This is a genomic window from Pseudomonas sp. P1_F1_2 (genome assembly GCF_056405815.1).
The window spans coordinates 1-14601 of sequence record NZ_JBFUBK010000045.1 but is presented as its reverse complement, the minus strand read 5'-3'; the positions used below and the strand labels follow the sequence as shown (position 1 = coordinate 14601).

Genomic DNA, 14601 nt, shown 5'->3' with positions numbered 1-14601 from the left:
CGGCACGTTGGAGCCCTGTGAGGGACAGTCGCGACTCGTTGAGGGTATGCGCATTTTCGTGAAAGGAACATGAAAACCCGGTTGGCAATTCGTTTATCTGAGCGTCATACAGGCACTGTTCAGACTCGTGYCGTTCATCGCGGTTTTTAGAGGGAAAGTCCTACGGAAGTCTCCATTTTAGATGAAGGATATTTCAACCCTTAGTTGCTTTACTGCATCGTTTTCACAAGGCCGTTTCGTTTGATTGACTTACCTGTTACCCATCCTGTTGCTACAAAGACCAATCCGTTGACCCTGTACCTGGCCCGGCTCGCGCCCTCCAGTCAGTTGACCATGCGATATGTTTTGCAGGATGCCGCGGATCGCCTGGGTTTCGAAGACGTGAACATCGAGGAGATCCCCTGGCATCAGCTGCAGCCGGAAAATGTCATTGCGCTAGTGGCTGCGTTGCGCGAAGACGGCTACGCCCCCAATACATCATCGCTGTACGTTAACGCGGTGCGCGGGGTGATGAACGAGGCGTGGCGTATGAGCCTGATCAGTCAGGAGCATCTGCTGAAAATGCGCTCGGTCAAAGGGATTGCCGGCACCCGGTTGTCCCAGGGGCGTAACTTGCGGCGCACGCTGATCCAGGAGTTGATGGCGGTGTGTGCCGCCGATCCCCGGCCACAAGGGTTGCGGGACGCAGCGATCATCGGGATTTTGTACGGTTCGGGCATGCGCAAGTCGGAGTCGGTGAACCTGGACCTGTCACAGGTCGATTTTGCCGAGCGCAGCCTGCGGGTCACCGCCAAGGGCAACAAGCAATTGATCAAGTACGCACCCGCCTGGGCCTTCACCAAACTGGAGGCCTGGCTGGCGTTTCGTCGTTCACAGCTCAAGGAGGGCGAAGTGGACGACCCGTTTCTGTTCAATCGGATCCGGCGTGGCAGCCATATCACCCGCGAGCGCGTGACCAAGCATGCGATCTATTACATTGCGCGCCAGCGCGGTGCCGAGGTGGGTGTGAAGATCATGCCGCATGATTTTCGGCGCTCATTCATTACTCGCGTGATCGAGGAGCACGATTTGTCCATTGCCCAGAAACTGGCGCATCACAGCAATATCCAGACGACCGCCAATTACGATGTGCGCGACGACAACGAGCGGCGACGCGCAGTGGATCGCTTTGATCTTTAAAACAGGCCGGTTACGACTCGCTGAACACGTGGGCATGGCCGATGGTCGAGACATGCACCGCGCTGCCGGCAGGCGGCGCGTACATACCTGAACTGCGTACCGTTAATGACCGACCCGACTGTTCCCCCAAGACCGGGGTCTGCAATTCCACGGTTAATGTGCAGGTATTGCCACTGAAGTCCCGGTCGGTGACCACGGCGCGGCACCCGGCCACTTCGTCGGGGCTGGGATGGATGCTGACGAGTTGCAGTTGCTCGGGGCGCAGCATGATTTGCGCCGATTTGTTGTTGCGGTGGTTGTTCACCGGTATCCGGCCGAGGTCGCAATGGGCCCAGCCGGCTTCGATTCTGGCAGGCATGACCACGGCATCCCCGAGAAACAGCGCGGTTTGCTCATCGTCGGGGTAGCGATAGAGATCCAGCGGGTGGCCTGACTGCACGAGCCGGCCATCACGCATCACGGCCAGTTGATCGGCAAATGACAACGCTTCGCTCTGGTCATGAGTGACCAGGATGGTGGTGACACCGGCATCGGACAACAGTCGGGCGACCATCTTGCGCATGGCGCTTCGAAGACCGGTATCGAGGGCGGAAAAAGGCTCATCGAGCAGCATCAAGCGTGGCTGCTGGGCTAACGCCCGCGCCAGGGCCACACGTTGCTGCTGGCCGCCGGAGAGTTCGTGGGGCCAACGGTTGGCCATGCTCTTGTCCAGCGCCACACTGTCCATCAGTTCAGCGATGCGTTCGTTTTTTTCGTGGCCCTTTTTCGACAGGCCGAAACCGATATTGGCGGCCACGGTCATGTGCGGGAACAGGGCACCGTCCTGGGGGACGTAGCCGATCAGGCGCTGATGGGCCGGCACCTCGTGGGTGTCGTCGACGAGTGTCTGGCCATTGATTGAAAGACGGCCCGTGTCCGGGAACTCGAAGCCGGCAATCATCCGCAACAGGGTGGTTTTGCCTGAACCGGACGGGCCGACAATCACCGTTCGGCTGCCGTTGGGCACCGACAGGTTGATGCTCTCCAGCGCCTTTTGGTCGCCATAGGACTTGGAAATGGCATGCAGTTCAAGTGCGTTCATCGGCCAGCCGTTCGTTTGGATTGGTGATAAAGAAGCCAGGTCAACGGAAGTGACAGCAGGATCATCAACAGCGCATAGGGCGCAGCCGCGGCATAGTCGATTTCGCTGGTCATGGCCCAGAAACCGGTGGCCAGGGTGCGCGTCCCATTGGGCGCGAGCAACAGGGTGGCGGTGAGTTCATTGGTAATCGCCAGAAACACCAGCGCTGCTCCAGCGGCGGCACCCGGTGCGGCCAGGCGCAAGGTGATCAGCCACAAGGCCCGACCGGGCGAGCGGCCGAGGCTGCGCGCGATGTTTTCCAGCTCTACCGGCGCCTGGGCAATACCCGCGCGCAAACTCACCAGCGCCCGAGGCAAGAACATCAGCAAATACGCCAGCAGCACGGTGATCGTAGTCTGGTAAATCGGCCGCGCAAAGTGGATGGTGACGGTCACCAGGGCCAGCGCGACGACAATCCCCGGCAACGAACTGGTGATGTAGTTGCAGCTTTCCAGTACCCGTTGCAACCGTCCCGGCGAGCGAATTGACAGCCAGGCAATCGGAATCGCAGCGCAGGTCGTCAGAACCGCGCCCGCCGCGCCAAGCTGCAATGTCTGTTGCAGTGCCGGCATCAATTCGTCCAGTTCCCAGACCTGTGTGCCGCCCGCCATCAGCCACTTGCCCAGCGTGATCAACGGCACACCCAGTGCCAGCGTGCAGGTGATGATTTGCAGCAGCAGGCCAAGTGTTTTGGCTAGCGAACCCAAGCGCACAACCCGCTGTGCGCGCGCGCTTCCCGACCCCACCCGGGCATAACGCGCCGTTCCGCGAGCGGCGGATTCGGCGGTCAGCATCGCCAGGCAACACAGGGCCAGCACACTGGCCAGCATGTTGGCGGCCGGGCCGTTGAAGGTGGATTTGAACTGGTCGAAGATCGCGGTGGTGAAGGTGTCGAAGCGAATCATCGCGTACAGGCCATATTCGGCCAGCAAGTGCAGGCCCACCAACAACGCTCCGCCACAAATGGCCAGACGCAGTTGCGGCAGCACCACACGAAAGAACACCGCCCAGGGCTTGAGCCCCAGCGATTCGGCGACGTCTTCGATGGCCGGGTCGAGCCGGCGCAAGGTGGCGGCGATTGGCAGGTACAGGAACGGGAAGTAGGCGATGACCGAGACCAGGACGCCGGCAAACAGCCCATGTATCGGTGGCACCAGGCTCACCCACGCATAGCTGTGTACGAACGCCGGTACGGCCAGCGGCGCCGTCGCCAGCAGCGACCACCCGCGTCGACCCGGCAGGTTGGTGCGTTCTGTCAGCCAGGCCAGCGCCAGGCCCAGCATGATGCATAAAGGAATAGTGATCAGCACCAGCAGCACGGTGTTGAACAGTAATTCAGCGACCCGAGGTCGAAAGACCAGCGGCACGATGGCCGCCCAGCCTGTCTGGATCGACACACCGAGTACGAAGGCAATCGGTAATAGCGACAGGAGCGAGACCAGTATGGATAAACTGATCACCCACGCGCCGCCGCGACCTGCGAAGACACCACGGGCGCGTCGTCGCAAGTTCGAGGGCATCGCCGTGGCGACACCCCCTGGCAGGGTTTCTGGCATCAATTAGAGCAATCCCGCCTGAGTCATCAGCTCCACGGCTTTTTTGCTGTCGAGTTTTGAGGCATCGACTGCTGGCGCGTCCAGCTGCTGCAAAGGCACCAGTTTAGGGTTGGAGGGTGCGTTTTTACCCACGGCGTACTCGAACGACTTACCGGTTTCGAGGACTTTCTGGCCTTCTTTACCGGTGATCCATTTCAGGAACGCCTGTGCTTCTTCCTTGTGTTTGCTGGAGGCCAGAACGCCGCCACCGGAAACACTGACAAAGGCACCCGGGTCTTTATGTTTGAAGTAGTACAGGGCGGTGTTCTTGCTGTTTTCGCCGGTCTTGGCCTGATCGCCGTAGCTGTAATAGTGGTAAATCACGCCGCTGTCGACCTGGCCGGCATTGACTGCCTTGAGTACGGCGCTGTTGCCGCGATAAATCGTGGCGTTGGCTTTCAACCCTTTAAGCCATTCGAGGGTAGCTGCTTCGCCCTTAAGTTCGAGCACGGCGGCGACGATGGCCTGGAAGTCGGCGCCGGCCGGCGACGCGCCCCAACGGCCTTTCCAGTTTGGCCCGGCGAGGTCCATCAGCGACTTGGGCAAATCGGCTTCAGGCAGCATGCTCGGGTTGTACACGAGCACCGTGGAGCGCGCGGCGATCCCGATCCATTTGCCATGCGCCGGACGATAAGCTGATTCGACTTGTTCCAGCGTGGTCGGCGCTACCGGAGCAAGGAGCCCGGCCTTGTCGACCAGCACCATGGCCGGGGAGTTTTCGGTCAGGAACACATCGGCCGGGGAGGCGGCGCCTTCCTGTACGATCTGGTTGCCCATCTCGGTGTCGTCGCCGTTGCGCAAGGTGACCGGGATCCCTGTTTCCTGAGTGAAACCCTCGACCCAGGCCTTGGTCAGGCTTTCGTGTTGGGCGTTGTAGACCACGATACCGGCGGTATCAGCGGCATACAYGTGCCCGGCGGCCAGCAGTGCAGTGCTTAGCAGTGCGGATTTGAGGAACGAAGGGATCGAGGGCGTCATTCTGGGGGGCTGCTCCTGTTCTTTTTTAGAAGTCATGCACGCCGATTCATCTGTCAATCAATGCGAATCATTTGCATGCTTTGAGTCGGCAGGGAATGTAGAGCGCTAAATGAGAAAAAAACGTCAAAGAAACCGTTAATACATGTCATTTCCATTCAGGTTAGCATTCCTTTGACCCCTTGCCCTTGATCGATGTCAAACGATGTCATCGATCAAGGTCAGGCAGATCAAGCGCGATGTTGGGGGGGGCACCAGCCGTATCGGGATTTGAGCAATCGCCCCGATTGTGACGGGCGGCCGCTCCACACCAGAAGGTGGCGAAAGGATAGCTCAGTGGCCCGGCGGACGCCTAGGGGCCGGTCGTTTCAGTTTTCGTCGTGGACGACTCGGGAATAAACGCCACGCTCTGTTCCTCTCGGGCGTGGAACATCCGCTCGCCGTTGGTGGGCGTGGTGGTGATGACCTGGTGGTCGGCACTCAGGTAGTTCAGCGGCAGCGCATCACCCTTGTGGTACTGCGCGACCACAATGGTGCGCTGCGGATTCCAGTGTTGGCCGCTGGCGTTATCCAGCCAGGCCATCAGTGTCGCGGTGTTGCCGGAGCGAGGGAAGTCCTCGGTTTCCTGCACGTAATAGAACGGTGCGCCACCGGTTTGCAGGTACATCGGCACTTTGTTGTCGACGTCGATCATCACCATGCGCCAGTGCTCCAACGGCGCCCGCTTGCTGGCTTCAAACTTGACCGTCTCACCGAAATCCACCACGCCGCCACCGCTGTTAGTCCAGGGGTACAGCACGCCGAGCACAGTCATCAATACGACTGCGCTCACCCCGAAACCGATCTTCAACCCGCGACTGCCAAACGCACTGTCGGCGTTGCGTTCGGCCATGCGCCGGGTGATCCACCAAGCCCCCAGTAACTGGGCGAAGGGCACGAGGGGCAATACGTAGTAGCTGCGTCGACTTCCGCTGGCGGTGAAAAACAGCATCAGCAGCCCCAGCCCCCAGATCAGCCAACGTGTATTGGGTTCGACACTGCGCCAGTTGCGTGCAGAGACCCACAGCGCCAACAACCAGAACGGCGCCCATGGCAAGGTGTAGACGGGAAGGTAAAGCAGGTAGGTGTAAATCGGCCCGATGTTATCGAACGGCTGGAAGAACCGGACGACATTTTCGCGCAACACCAAGCCCAAGCCACTTTCGCCATAGGTCGGTGTGCCATACACATGCGACAACATGAACGGTGTCATGTAGAAAACGCCGGCAACCGACAGGGCTGCACACAGCCGCCAATTGAGGTGGCGTTTCCAGCGACCCTCCTGCAACAGATGAGGCAATAACAACAACCCTGGCAGGATGAAGCCGATCAAACCTTTGAACAGTGAGGTCAAGGACAGCAGCAGGCAAAACACCAGGTAGCGGCTGAACCGTGTGTCGTCGGGCCCCCGCCAGTACCACCACACCGCCGCCAGTACGCCGCACACCGTGAGAATGTCAGCCGTGGCAACCCGTGCCCAGAAGATAAAATAGAAGGTGGTCGCCAGCATCCAGCCGGCAATCAAACCGGTACCTTTGCGATACAGCCGTTCGCCGATCAGGTACACCAGCCACACGCTCAGCCACGCCGCAATCACTGACGAGAGGCGCAACGACCAAGGGTCCAGGCCACCCGTCAACCAGGCGGAGGCGGTGATCAACCAATAGGAGGGCAGGGGTTTGTCGTAGTAGGCCCCGCCCTTGAGGTAGGGATCAATATAGTCACCGCTTTGCAGCATCTGTAAGGCGATGTTGGCCCAGCGTGTTTCCGCGCCCCACAACTCCCGGGTGCCCAGCCCCAGCAACAGCATCAACGCTGTTGCACCCAGCAGGAGCGTTAACCGGCCCCTGTCACTGGCCCAGAACTTCATGACGGGTTTCCAGTCGGTGCTGGTGGCGAAACTTTGTCAGGGCTGGTTTGCGGAAAAATCAGGATCTGCAGATTGCCACGCTGATAGCGTTTGCCATCGATAGGCAACCGCTCGACTTCTTCGATTTCCGCGACACTGTTGACCCGCATCACCACACCGACCGAGCCTTTTTTGCGCGCCTCGGTCATCCACTCATCGACGTTGTCCAGGGTCACTTTGCGCGAAGCCATGGCCGGGTCGCCGAGACCGTACTTCAGCTCGCCGATGGTATTGAACAGATCGACTTGCGGGCGCTTCAAACGCCAGGACAACGCGGAGGCCGCACCGAGATCGTTACTGAGCAAAGAACTTGTTTTGCCCAATGCATCGAGGTGTTCGGCAATGAACTGGTCCGGCATCTTGCTGTTGACGACCTGTGCCGGCATGGCGGCTGGCAACAACGCAATCAATATCCAGATGCCGATCGCCGGCATCGCCCAAAAAGTCAGTGGACGCAGGGCTTGTAATGAATTGCTGATGATCCAGCCGAGCAACACGATGAACGCCAGCGACAGGCTGAACATCTCGGTGTTTTCGTAGATCTCTTTGGAAACCTGAAGATAGAGCAGGGCGATCAGGGCAACAGTGCCCACGGTGATGTTGATCGCCGCATTGATGCGAAGCGACCGCGCTCGCCCTTGGTTCAGGAGCTCCATGACCGTGTGCCCCATCAGCAGGGCCAGCGGCAATAGGCACGGCATGATGTAGGTCGGCAGTTTGCCGCTGCTCAAACTGAAGAAAGCCAGTGGCAACAGCAGCCAAAGCAGCAGGAAACCGAAGACAGGCTGGCGTTTGTGCTTCCAGGCGTTGATGAACGTGGTCGGTAGCAACGCCGCCCATGGCAGGCTCGACACCACCAGCAAGGGCAGATAGAACCACCATGGCCGCGCATGCTGTGCATCATCGGCGGCGAACCGGCGCACGTGTTCGTTCCAGAAGAAAAAGCGCCAGAAGTCCGGCTCCCGGTGGTGAATGGCGAGCACCCAAGGCAAGCACACCACCACCGCCACCAGCACGGCCAACGAACCGTAACGCACCAGTTCACCCATGCGCCGTTGCCAAAGCATGTAGGGCAGGGCGATCAACACGGGTAACAACCAGGCCAGAAAGCCCTTGGTCATGAAGCCCATGCCACAGGCGAACCCCAGCATCGCCCAGGCACCCACCTTGCTTCGTGGGGTTTGACCGTCGAGGGCAAACCACAGCGCAACCAGGCTCAGGTTGACCCAGAAGGTGAATTGCGGATCGAGGTTGGCGTAACCGGCCTGGCCGGCAATCAGCCCGAAACTCATGTACAGCAACGCGCAGGCCGCGCTTTTGCGCGGGTCGCTCCAAAGCCTGCGGGCGATCAGGTACGTCAACCAGACACTTAGCCCGGTACTGAGCGCCGAAGCAATGCGCACACCAAACAGGTTGTCACCAAAAACCGCCTGGCCGATGGCAATCATCCAGTACCCGGCGATGGGCTTTTCGAAGTAGCGAATGCCCATGAAGTGCGGCGCGACCCAGTTGCCGCTCAGGAGCATTTCCTGGCTGATCTGGGCATAACGGGGCTCGTCGGGGATCCACAGGCCGTGGGTCATCAAGGGCAGCAGGTAGAACACCACAAAGGCGAGAACCAGACCGGGCACAATCCAGCGATTGGCGGCGTTTGAAGTGCCGGTATAACGGTAGGACTGTGCCCCGACCGGGTGTCGCAACGGATTGTTTTGGGACGTCATGACTCGACCTGACTTAGAGACGTTACCGAATTCAGTGCAGGGCTCGGCGCAATCCTGCGAAAGCACAGCACTGGAATAAATTGCCCGAAGGCACAGATACAGCCGGAGTAAGTGATTTCTTTGATCTGGAACTATCAGCCTCCTTGGTTGAATGGTTCCTGACAAAATCGAAAATAAAGGTGAACTAGCGTTCAGCTGTCCATTGAGAAAGATTAACTTTCACTGTCGGGCACTTAACTAAGGAAGGTTCCATGGGTGCACTTAAAATGCACCGTTCACCTTCCATTGTTACTGCCGGCTGGCGAGTCGTTACTTGCGTGCTGCTGCAGTCGCCAGCGAGGGCCAGTCTTCAGGTTGCAGGATGCCCAACACCTTGAGTTGCCCTTGTGCATCGATGCTGACGAACAATGAACTGGTGTATTCACTGTCGGCAGCGTGTTTGAAACCTGTCTCTTTTTCAAAGTCGCTGATACAGCCACTGTGCGTCACCAGCACGCTGTTGCGATGGGCAACCTTGTGCGCAACCACATCGTTACGCAGTGCGGTGCCACAACTGGCCAGCCATTCTTGGGCGACCGCATCTTTGCCGAACATGGCGTGCGCTGTTTGTTGGGTGCGGGTCACCGGGCTTGCAAGTACATCGGTCTGCGCCATGCCCAGGCCCATAAAGCCTTTACCTACCGCCGTAGCTGTTTCGCTGCCATGGCGGGTAATGCCGTCGGCAGGACCCAGGCACGGGTTGCTCGACCGGTCACAGCGCTCGGCGTGTCGCACCAACACCACCACTTCTCCGGCCTGCCAATGCTTGAGCAGTTCGGCATGGGCCTGGGCGTCGGCGCTTCCCAGATTTGTCGGCGAGGTGTGCCACATGACAAAACCTGTCACGAGAGCAGCCACCAACAGTGAGCCCGAGATCGCAACCACTCGGGTGAGGCGCGAACCCTGGCGTGGCGCTGAGGTGGCAGGTGATACCGTTTTGAGCATGTTCTTACCCTTGACTGTTCGCGACACCGGACATAAGGCGGCTTTGGCCGCAGAAAAACCTGACGAATTTCAAATCAAGTTTTACTAAACCTGGATGATGAGCGGTACGTTAAAGGCTGAGGCGTGTGAACGTGGTGAAACGGATGTGAAAATTTTGCGCAGATGATCGAAGGGCAAATGCTTCTAGTGTGATGATCTACAACATTATTACAAACTAACTAGTTGCGCGGAGTATTTGAAAGTCAATATCAAATACGGTGTGAAACTTGTTACAGAAGTTCCGCAGTTGCTTTGCCGAGGAAGAAAAACGTCATGCGATGTTCCAGCCTTTCATACCCGACGATGAAAGTCGGGGAGCGGGCTTGGGATCAGGGCTTTCGCAGGTGCAGCGGATCTGTAGCCGACAGCAATGGCAAGTGACGCTCGGCAGCCTTGAGCCCAACGGCTGCTGTTTCACCGTTGAGCTTAAGCCGGCGTAATCGGTTTCAACCGGAGGACGGGCAACTCTGTTGCGACCCCCTGGCCGCCTGGCCGATCACGGCCGCCAGGCGTTTGACATTGTTCTGCTGGGCGGCAACCAGGTCTTCGATACTTGTCGCCGAAGGTGTTTGCAAAGTGCTATGGCAGGTGAGTGATGAAACATTGCCTTCACCGATGCCCCGCAAGCGCCAGGTCGCCTCGATCAGCCCGTACTGGCCGGGAACAGAATCAAAGCGCTGCACCTCCACTCGCAACGACAATTTGCGTGGGGGGTTGGCGTTGATCAGTTGAGCCGCCAGTGCGCTTTGTAATTCCTCAGACAGTGATGCGCCCCACCAGTCGGTTTCCAGCAGGACCAGGCCACTGTTTCCCTGGCGAATGACTATCTGCGTCCGGTCGACCTGCGCCGGCACACTGACAGCATCAAACTCGATGTACATCCCGTTACTGTGCGCCGCGCCCCCGGTTTGCTGCGGCATCAGCGTGTGGTAATGAACCGGTTCACTGCGGCAGGCCGCCAGCAGCATCAGCGCAGTGATCAAGGTGATCTTCGGCGAAAAACCCATACGTCGTGCTCCYTTGTTCTGCGGCGCGGTCATTGTTTCAGGTCCTTAGCCGAGGCATTTTCGGGTCGACCACGAATCAGCGATTCTGGATGCCGGCTCAAATAATCCGCCAGCTGACGCAACGCTCTTGCCGCGCGCCCCAGTTCATCCAGTGTTTCTCCCAGTTGTACCCGTTGCGGCGAGTCTTCGGCGATGGTGGAACCGGCCGACTTTATCGTCGTATTGGCCGATTGCAGGGTCGTGCTGACGTCCGACAGGGTGGTGCTCACACCGGGCAGGGTCTTGGTATTGAATTGCGCCAAGCCTTTGCGCAGTTCCACGAGGTTGCTGTCGAGGTTGCCGGCAATACGATCGATTGGCAGTTTGTTGAGTTTGTCGACCATGGCCTCCAGTTTTTCCTGCAATTGCTCAAGGCTACCCGGCAACGTCGGAATCATGACCGGGCGTGCGTTTGGATCGAAGGCCACTTTTTCGGTTTTAGGGTAGAAGTCCAGGGAAATGTACAACTGACCGGTCAACAGATTGCCGGTACGGGCCTGGGCGCGCAGGCCGTTTTCGATAAACGAGCCAATCATCCGAACGCTGGCCGCTTCGTCATTGGGGTCATGATTGAGCGCCTTGATCATTTTGGTGTGGGCCTGCCCCAAACGCTGCGGGTAGATCACGATGCCGACATTGACCGGGAACGTGCGCTTTTGCGCGTCGAAATCCAGATTGACCGATACCACCTTGCCGATCTCCATGCCCAGGAATTCCACCGGCGCATCGACCTTGAGCCCGCGCATGGCCTGATCGAAACGCAGGGCCAGGAATTGCGGCTTGCCATTCGGTGGCGCGAGGGCGCTTTGCTGGTCCTCGAACAGTTCGTAGGCATATTCTTCGGCGGCAGGTTTATCGTTAGGGCTGTACTCCGGCGCGCGAAAGGCAATACCGCCTACCAACATCGAGGACAAGGATTCGGTCTTGACCGCAAAACCGTTGGCACCCACGCTTACGTCGATACCGCTGGCGTTCCAGAAACGGGTGTTTTCGGTGACGTACTGGTCATTGGGTGCATGGATGAACAAGTCGATGTTCACCCCTTTGCCATCCGGGTCCAATCCATAGGCCACCACTTGGCCAACCGGAATCTTGCGGTAGTAAACCGGCGAGCCAATGTCCAGCGAGCCCAGGTCCTGGGTGTGCAAGGTGAAACGCTTGCCGGGTTCGCCATAGGTGATCGCCGGCGGGTTTTCCAGGCCCTTGAAGTTTTTCGCGCGGCCATTGGCCTGGCCGATGTCGGCGCCGATGTAATCACCGGACAGCAATGTATCGATCCCTGAGACACCGCCGGCACCGATGCGCGGACGCACGACCCAGAATTGCGAGTCTTCACGGGTGAAGCTTTCGGCCTGCTTGGCCAGTTTGATCGTGGCGTTGACACTCTTCTGGTCGTTGCTCAGTTCTACGTCCGAGACTTGGCCGATGATCACGTTGCGGTATTTGACCTCGGTCTTGTTGGCCGTCAGGCCATCACCGGTCTTGAACGTAACCGTGATAGTCGGGCCTTCCTGCAAGATGCTGTGGACGACCAGGGAAATACCCACCAATACCGCGACAATCGGAACGATCCAGACCAGTGAAACGCTGCGGCCAGTCTTGATTGGGGCCTGTCCGGGGGCCTGTGGCCCTTCAGTGGCTTGCGACTTCATCCATGACCTCCTCGTTTTGTGGGTTTTCCCGCGTTGAATCCCAGATCAGGCGCGGGTCGAAACTCATCGCCGACAGCATGGTGAACACCACCACCAAACCAAAAAACAGGATGCCCGGGCGCGGTTCGATGTCGGCCAGGGCCTGAAACTTCACCAGGGAGGCCACCAGTGCCACGACGATCACATCGAGCATTGACCAGTAACCGATGACCTCCACAAAGCGGTACAGCTGCGACCGTTCCTTGAGTGCCCACTGGCTGTCGCGGTGTACGGACAACAGCAGGAACGTCAGGGCCAAAAACTTGATGCCCGGCACCGCGATGCTGGCGATGAAAATGATCAGGGCGATGTCCCACGCGCCGGCCTCCCAGAACTCAAGTACGCCGCTCATGATCGTGCTGTCGGCACCGTTACCGACCATCTTGGTGTTCATCACCGGCAACAGATTGGCCGGGACGTAAAACGCCAGGGCGGTGAACATGTAGGCCCACGTGCGGTTCAGCGAGTTGGTTTTGCGCCGATGCAGGGGCGCACCGCAGCGCTCACATTCATGCGGCTCGCCGGTCATGTCGCAGGCCAGGCCGCAGCTGTGACACAGGCACAGGTTGAGTTCGCTGGCGACCGGAGGGGTATTCATAGAATGTCCCATAATTCACGGATATCGCGCCCGGCGATGCGGATCATCATCAGGCTCAGCACGGCAAGCGCAAACAGGCCGATGCCGGGCAGTACGTCCAGCAATCCGGCGAGTTTGATGACCGCCACCATTGCACCCAGCAGGCAGACTTCCAGCATGCTCCAGGGCCTGAGGGCCTCCAGCCAGCGCATGCAGAATTTAAAACCGGGTGAACGACGGTGTGAGAGGGCAAAACCCAGGACCCAGATGAGCAACAACAGCTGGAAAATCGGTGCGATGATCATCGCAATCGCCGCGACCATCGCAATGAAGGTGATCGGTCCCATGCTCAGGGCCAGGACTGAATCCCAGAGCGTTGCACTGTTTTTCAAGCCTTTGAGGCTGATGCTCATGACCGGATAAAAATTGGCGAAAACCCACAGCATCAACGCGGCGAAGGTCAACGCCAGGCGTTGCTCCACTGTCAGACCGTTATAGCGCTGGAGCACGCCGCCGCAGCACGTACACAGGGTTTTCTGGTGTTTGGCGAGCGTGACTTTTTCATACACACAGTCGCAGTGCTCGCAGATGATCAGCTGATCAGTAGTTGCCATGGGCCAAGGCTCAACAAAGGGCAGGAAGTTCAGAGCACCTCCTCAATATAGAAGTGACTCGCAATTGAGCAAATCGAAAGTCGATACGATGGAGCTTAATGGCCATGAAACAGCTGCCCACGCGAGACAGCGAATTCGTCGAACTCCATATTTACCGCTATTACGATGTCGATTTCACCGCGCCTTGTTCGACTAACAAACAGGGAATGAATCTGTCGCATCGCACCGATCTCAGGCATTCCCTGTACGAGAACTCACCGGGAGAAGACCATGCGCAAGCTCACCGTTGCCGCATTCATGAGTCTGGATGGCGTTATGCAAGCGCCGGGCGGGCCGGAAGAAGACACCAGTGGCGAATTCCGCTTCGGTGGCTGGATCGTGCCTTACGCCGACAAAGTCTCCGGCCAGGCGATACAGGATCTGTTTTCGCAGCCGTTCGAGTTGCTGCTGGGGCGGCGCACTTACGACATATTCGCGGCGTACTGGCCCCACAGACCTGCCGACTCCAACAGTCATGACATCGCCAGCCTGTTCAACAGCGTCCCCAAGCATGTAGCCACGCATCGCCCCGAGACGCTGGATTGGCACAACAGTCATGCATTGCAAGGAAACCTTGTCGACGCGATCCGCACGCTCAAGCACCGCGACGGCGCTGACCTGTTGACGCAGGGCAGCGGCAATCTGGTGCATCAACTGCTCGCCGCCGGGTTGGTCGACGAACTTCGGCTGATGACGTTTCCCGTGGTTCTGGGACGCGGCAAGCGCTTGTTCGACGACACGGCGCAACCTGAGGCCTTCACATTGGTGAACTCGATAATTACGTCCAGCGGTGTGCTGATCACGCGGTATGTGCGAGACGGGGAGGTACGCACTGGAACGTTCGATGAAGGTGAATAGATTGGCCATGCTTGCGGGTTCGCGGTCTTTTGTTCCTCCCGCTGGGTAACCACTTCTGGCCGATTCTGTTGAAAAAGTCGGTCATCCAAAACGGCCTGGTCATTGACTGGTGAAAACGCCTTTTTTGCACGCTGCTGCTTGAAATCTACTTCTGGAAACCTTTGCCGGTAGCAAAGATTTCAATCTCGAGCGCGTACTTTTCAGCTGCGAAAACC

Annotated in this window: 13 protein-coding genes and 1 pseudogene; 4 read left to right on the top strand and 10 right to left on the bottom strand. The window is 58.5% G+C overall.

Features of this window, described 5'->3' with window-relative positions:
* Window positions 1-240: 240 nt before the first annotated feature.
* The gene (locus AC1D2P_RS15300) at window positions 241-1179 is read left to right on the top strand and encodes a site-specific integrase (protein WP_408980989.1); all 939 of its coding nucleotides are present in this window, start codon (window positions 241-243) and stop codon (window positions 1177-1179) included.
* A gap of 10 nt (window positions 1180-1189) precedes the next feature.
* Here the strand turns inward: AC1D2P_RS15300 and AC1D2P_RS15295 are convergent, their stop codons facing one another.
* From AC1D2P_RS15295 to pmrG, 6 genes are all read right to left on the bottom strand, one after another.
* The gene (locus AC1D2P_RS15295) at window positions 1190-2260 is read right to left on the bottom strand and encodes an ABC transporter ATP-binding protein (protein ID WP_109784812.1); all 1071 of its coding nucleotides are present in this window, start codon (window positions 2258-2260) and stop codon (window positions 1190-1192) included.
* Window positions 2257-3855 (bottom strand): ABC transporter permease, encoded by a 1599-nt coding sequence (locus tag AC1D2P_RS15290; protein WP_477757312.1) that lies wholly within the window; start codon window positions 3853-3855, stop codon window positions 2257-2259. The genes AC1D2P_RS15295 and AC1D2P_RS15290 overlap by 4 nt, the downstream gene beginning before the upstream one ends.
* Before the next feature lie 3 nt (window positions 3856-3858).
* Window positions 3859-4872 (bottom strand): iron ABC transporter substrate-binding protein, encoded by a 1014-nt coding sequence (locus tag AC1D2P_RS15285; protein WP_477811490.1) that lies wholly within the window; start codon window positions 4870-4872, stop codon window positions 3859-3861.
* Between the two features lie 349 nt (window positions 4873-5221).
* Complete coding sequence (locus AC1D2P_RS15280; RefSeq protein WP_223525311.1) at window positions 5222-6778, bottom strand: ArnT family glycosyltransferase; 1557 nt, start codon at window positions 6776-6778, stop codon at window positions 5222-5224.
* The gene (gene arnT, locus AC1D2P_RS15275) at window positions 6775-8538 is read right to left on the bottom strand and encodes a lipid IV(A) 4-amino-4-deoxy-L-arabinosyltransferase (RefSeq protein WP_477757314.1); all 1764 of its coding nucleotides are present in this window, start codon (window positions 8536-8538) and stop codon (window positions 6775-6777) included. Before arnT ends, AC1D2P_RS15280 begins: the two co-directional genes overlap by 4 nt.
* Before the next feature lie 309 nt (window positions 8539-8847).
* Entirely contained in the window at window positions 8848-9408 is a 561-nt protein-coding gene (gene pmrG, locus AC1D2P_RS15270) for a lipopolysaccharide core heptose(II)-phosphate phosphatase PmrG (RefSeq protein WP_477811489.1), read from the bottom strand.
* Here pmrG and AC1D2P_RS15265 point away from each other — a divergent pair.
* Together AC1D2P_RS15265 and AC1D2P_RS15260 are read left to right on the top strand one after the other, a co-directional pair.
* Complete coding sequence (locus AC1D2P_RS15265; RefSeq protein ID WP_477811488.1) at window positions 9407-9610, top strand: hypothetical protein; 204 nt, start codon at window positions 9407-9409, stop codon at window positions 9608-9610. The genes pmrG and AC1D2P_RS15265 overlap by 2 nt on opposite strands.
* Window positions 9611-9821: 211 nt before the next feature.
* Window positions 9822-10001: pseudogene (locus AC1D2P_RS15260) on the top strand (two-component sensor histidine kinase); the annotation flags it as partial.
* Window positions 10002-10007: 6 nt separating this feature from the next.
* On the opposite strand, the gene AC1D2P_RS15255 reads toward AC1D2P_RS15260, so the two are convergent.
* The 4 genes from AC1D2P_RS15255 to AC1D2P_RS15240 are packed head-to-tail and all read right to left on the bottom strand — an operon-like array spanning window position 10008 to window position 13489.
* Window positions 10008-10568: a PqiC family protein gene (locus AC1D2P_RS15255; RefSeq protein ID WP_077430185.1), complete on the bottom strand. Its 561-nt coding sequence runs from the start codon at window positions 10566-10568 to the stop codon at window positions 10008-10010.
* 29 nt (window positions 10569-10597) lie between these two features.
* Window positions 10598-12259 carry a PqiB family protein gene (locus AC1D2P_RS15250; RefSeq protein WP_046027304.1) on the bottom strand — a complete coding sequence of 554 codons (1662 nt, stop codon included), beginning with the start codon at window positions 12257-12259 and terminating at the stop codon, window positions 10598-10600.
* Window positions 12240-12896, bottom strand: coding sequence for a paraquat-inducible protein A (locus AC1D2P_RS15245; RefSeq protein ID WP_109784818.1), 657 nt, complete (start codon window positions 12894-12896; stop codon window positions 12240-12242). The genes AC1D2P_RS15250 and AC1D2P_RS15245 overlap by 20 nt, the downstream gene beginning before the upstream one ends.
* Window positions 12893-13489 carry a paraquat-inducible protein A gene (locus AC1D2P_RS15240; protein ID WP_109784819.1) on the bottom strand — a complete coding sequence of 199 codons (597 nt, stop codon included), beginning with the start codon at window positions 13487-13489 and terminating at the stop codon, window positions 12893-12895. The genes AC1D2P_RS15245 and AC1D2P_RS15240 overlap by 4 nt, the downstream gene beginning before the upstream one ends.
* Window positions 13490-13759: 270 nt before the next feature.
* Between AC1D2P_RS15240 and AC1D2P_RS15235 the strand changes: the two genes are divergently transcribed.
* Window positions 13760-14386, top strand: a complete 627-nt coding sequence (locus AC1D2P_RS15235) for a dihydrofolate reductase family protein (protein WP_109784820.1) — start codon at window positions 13760-13762, stop codon at window positions 14384-14386.
* The last annotated feature ends 215 nt before the right edge of the window (window positions 14387-14601 follow it).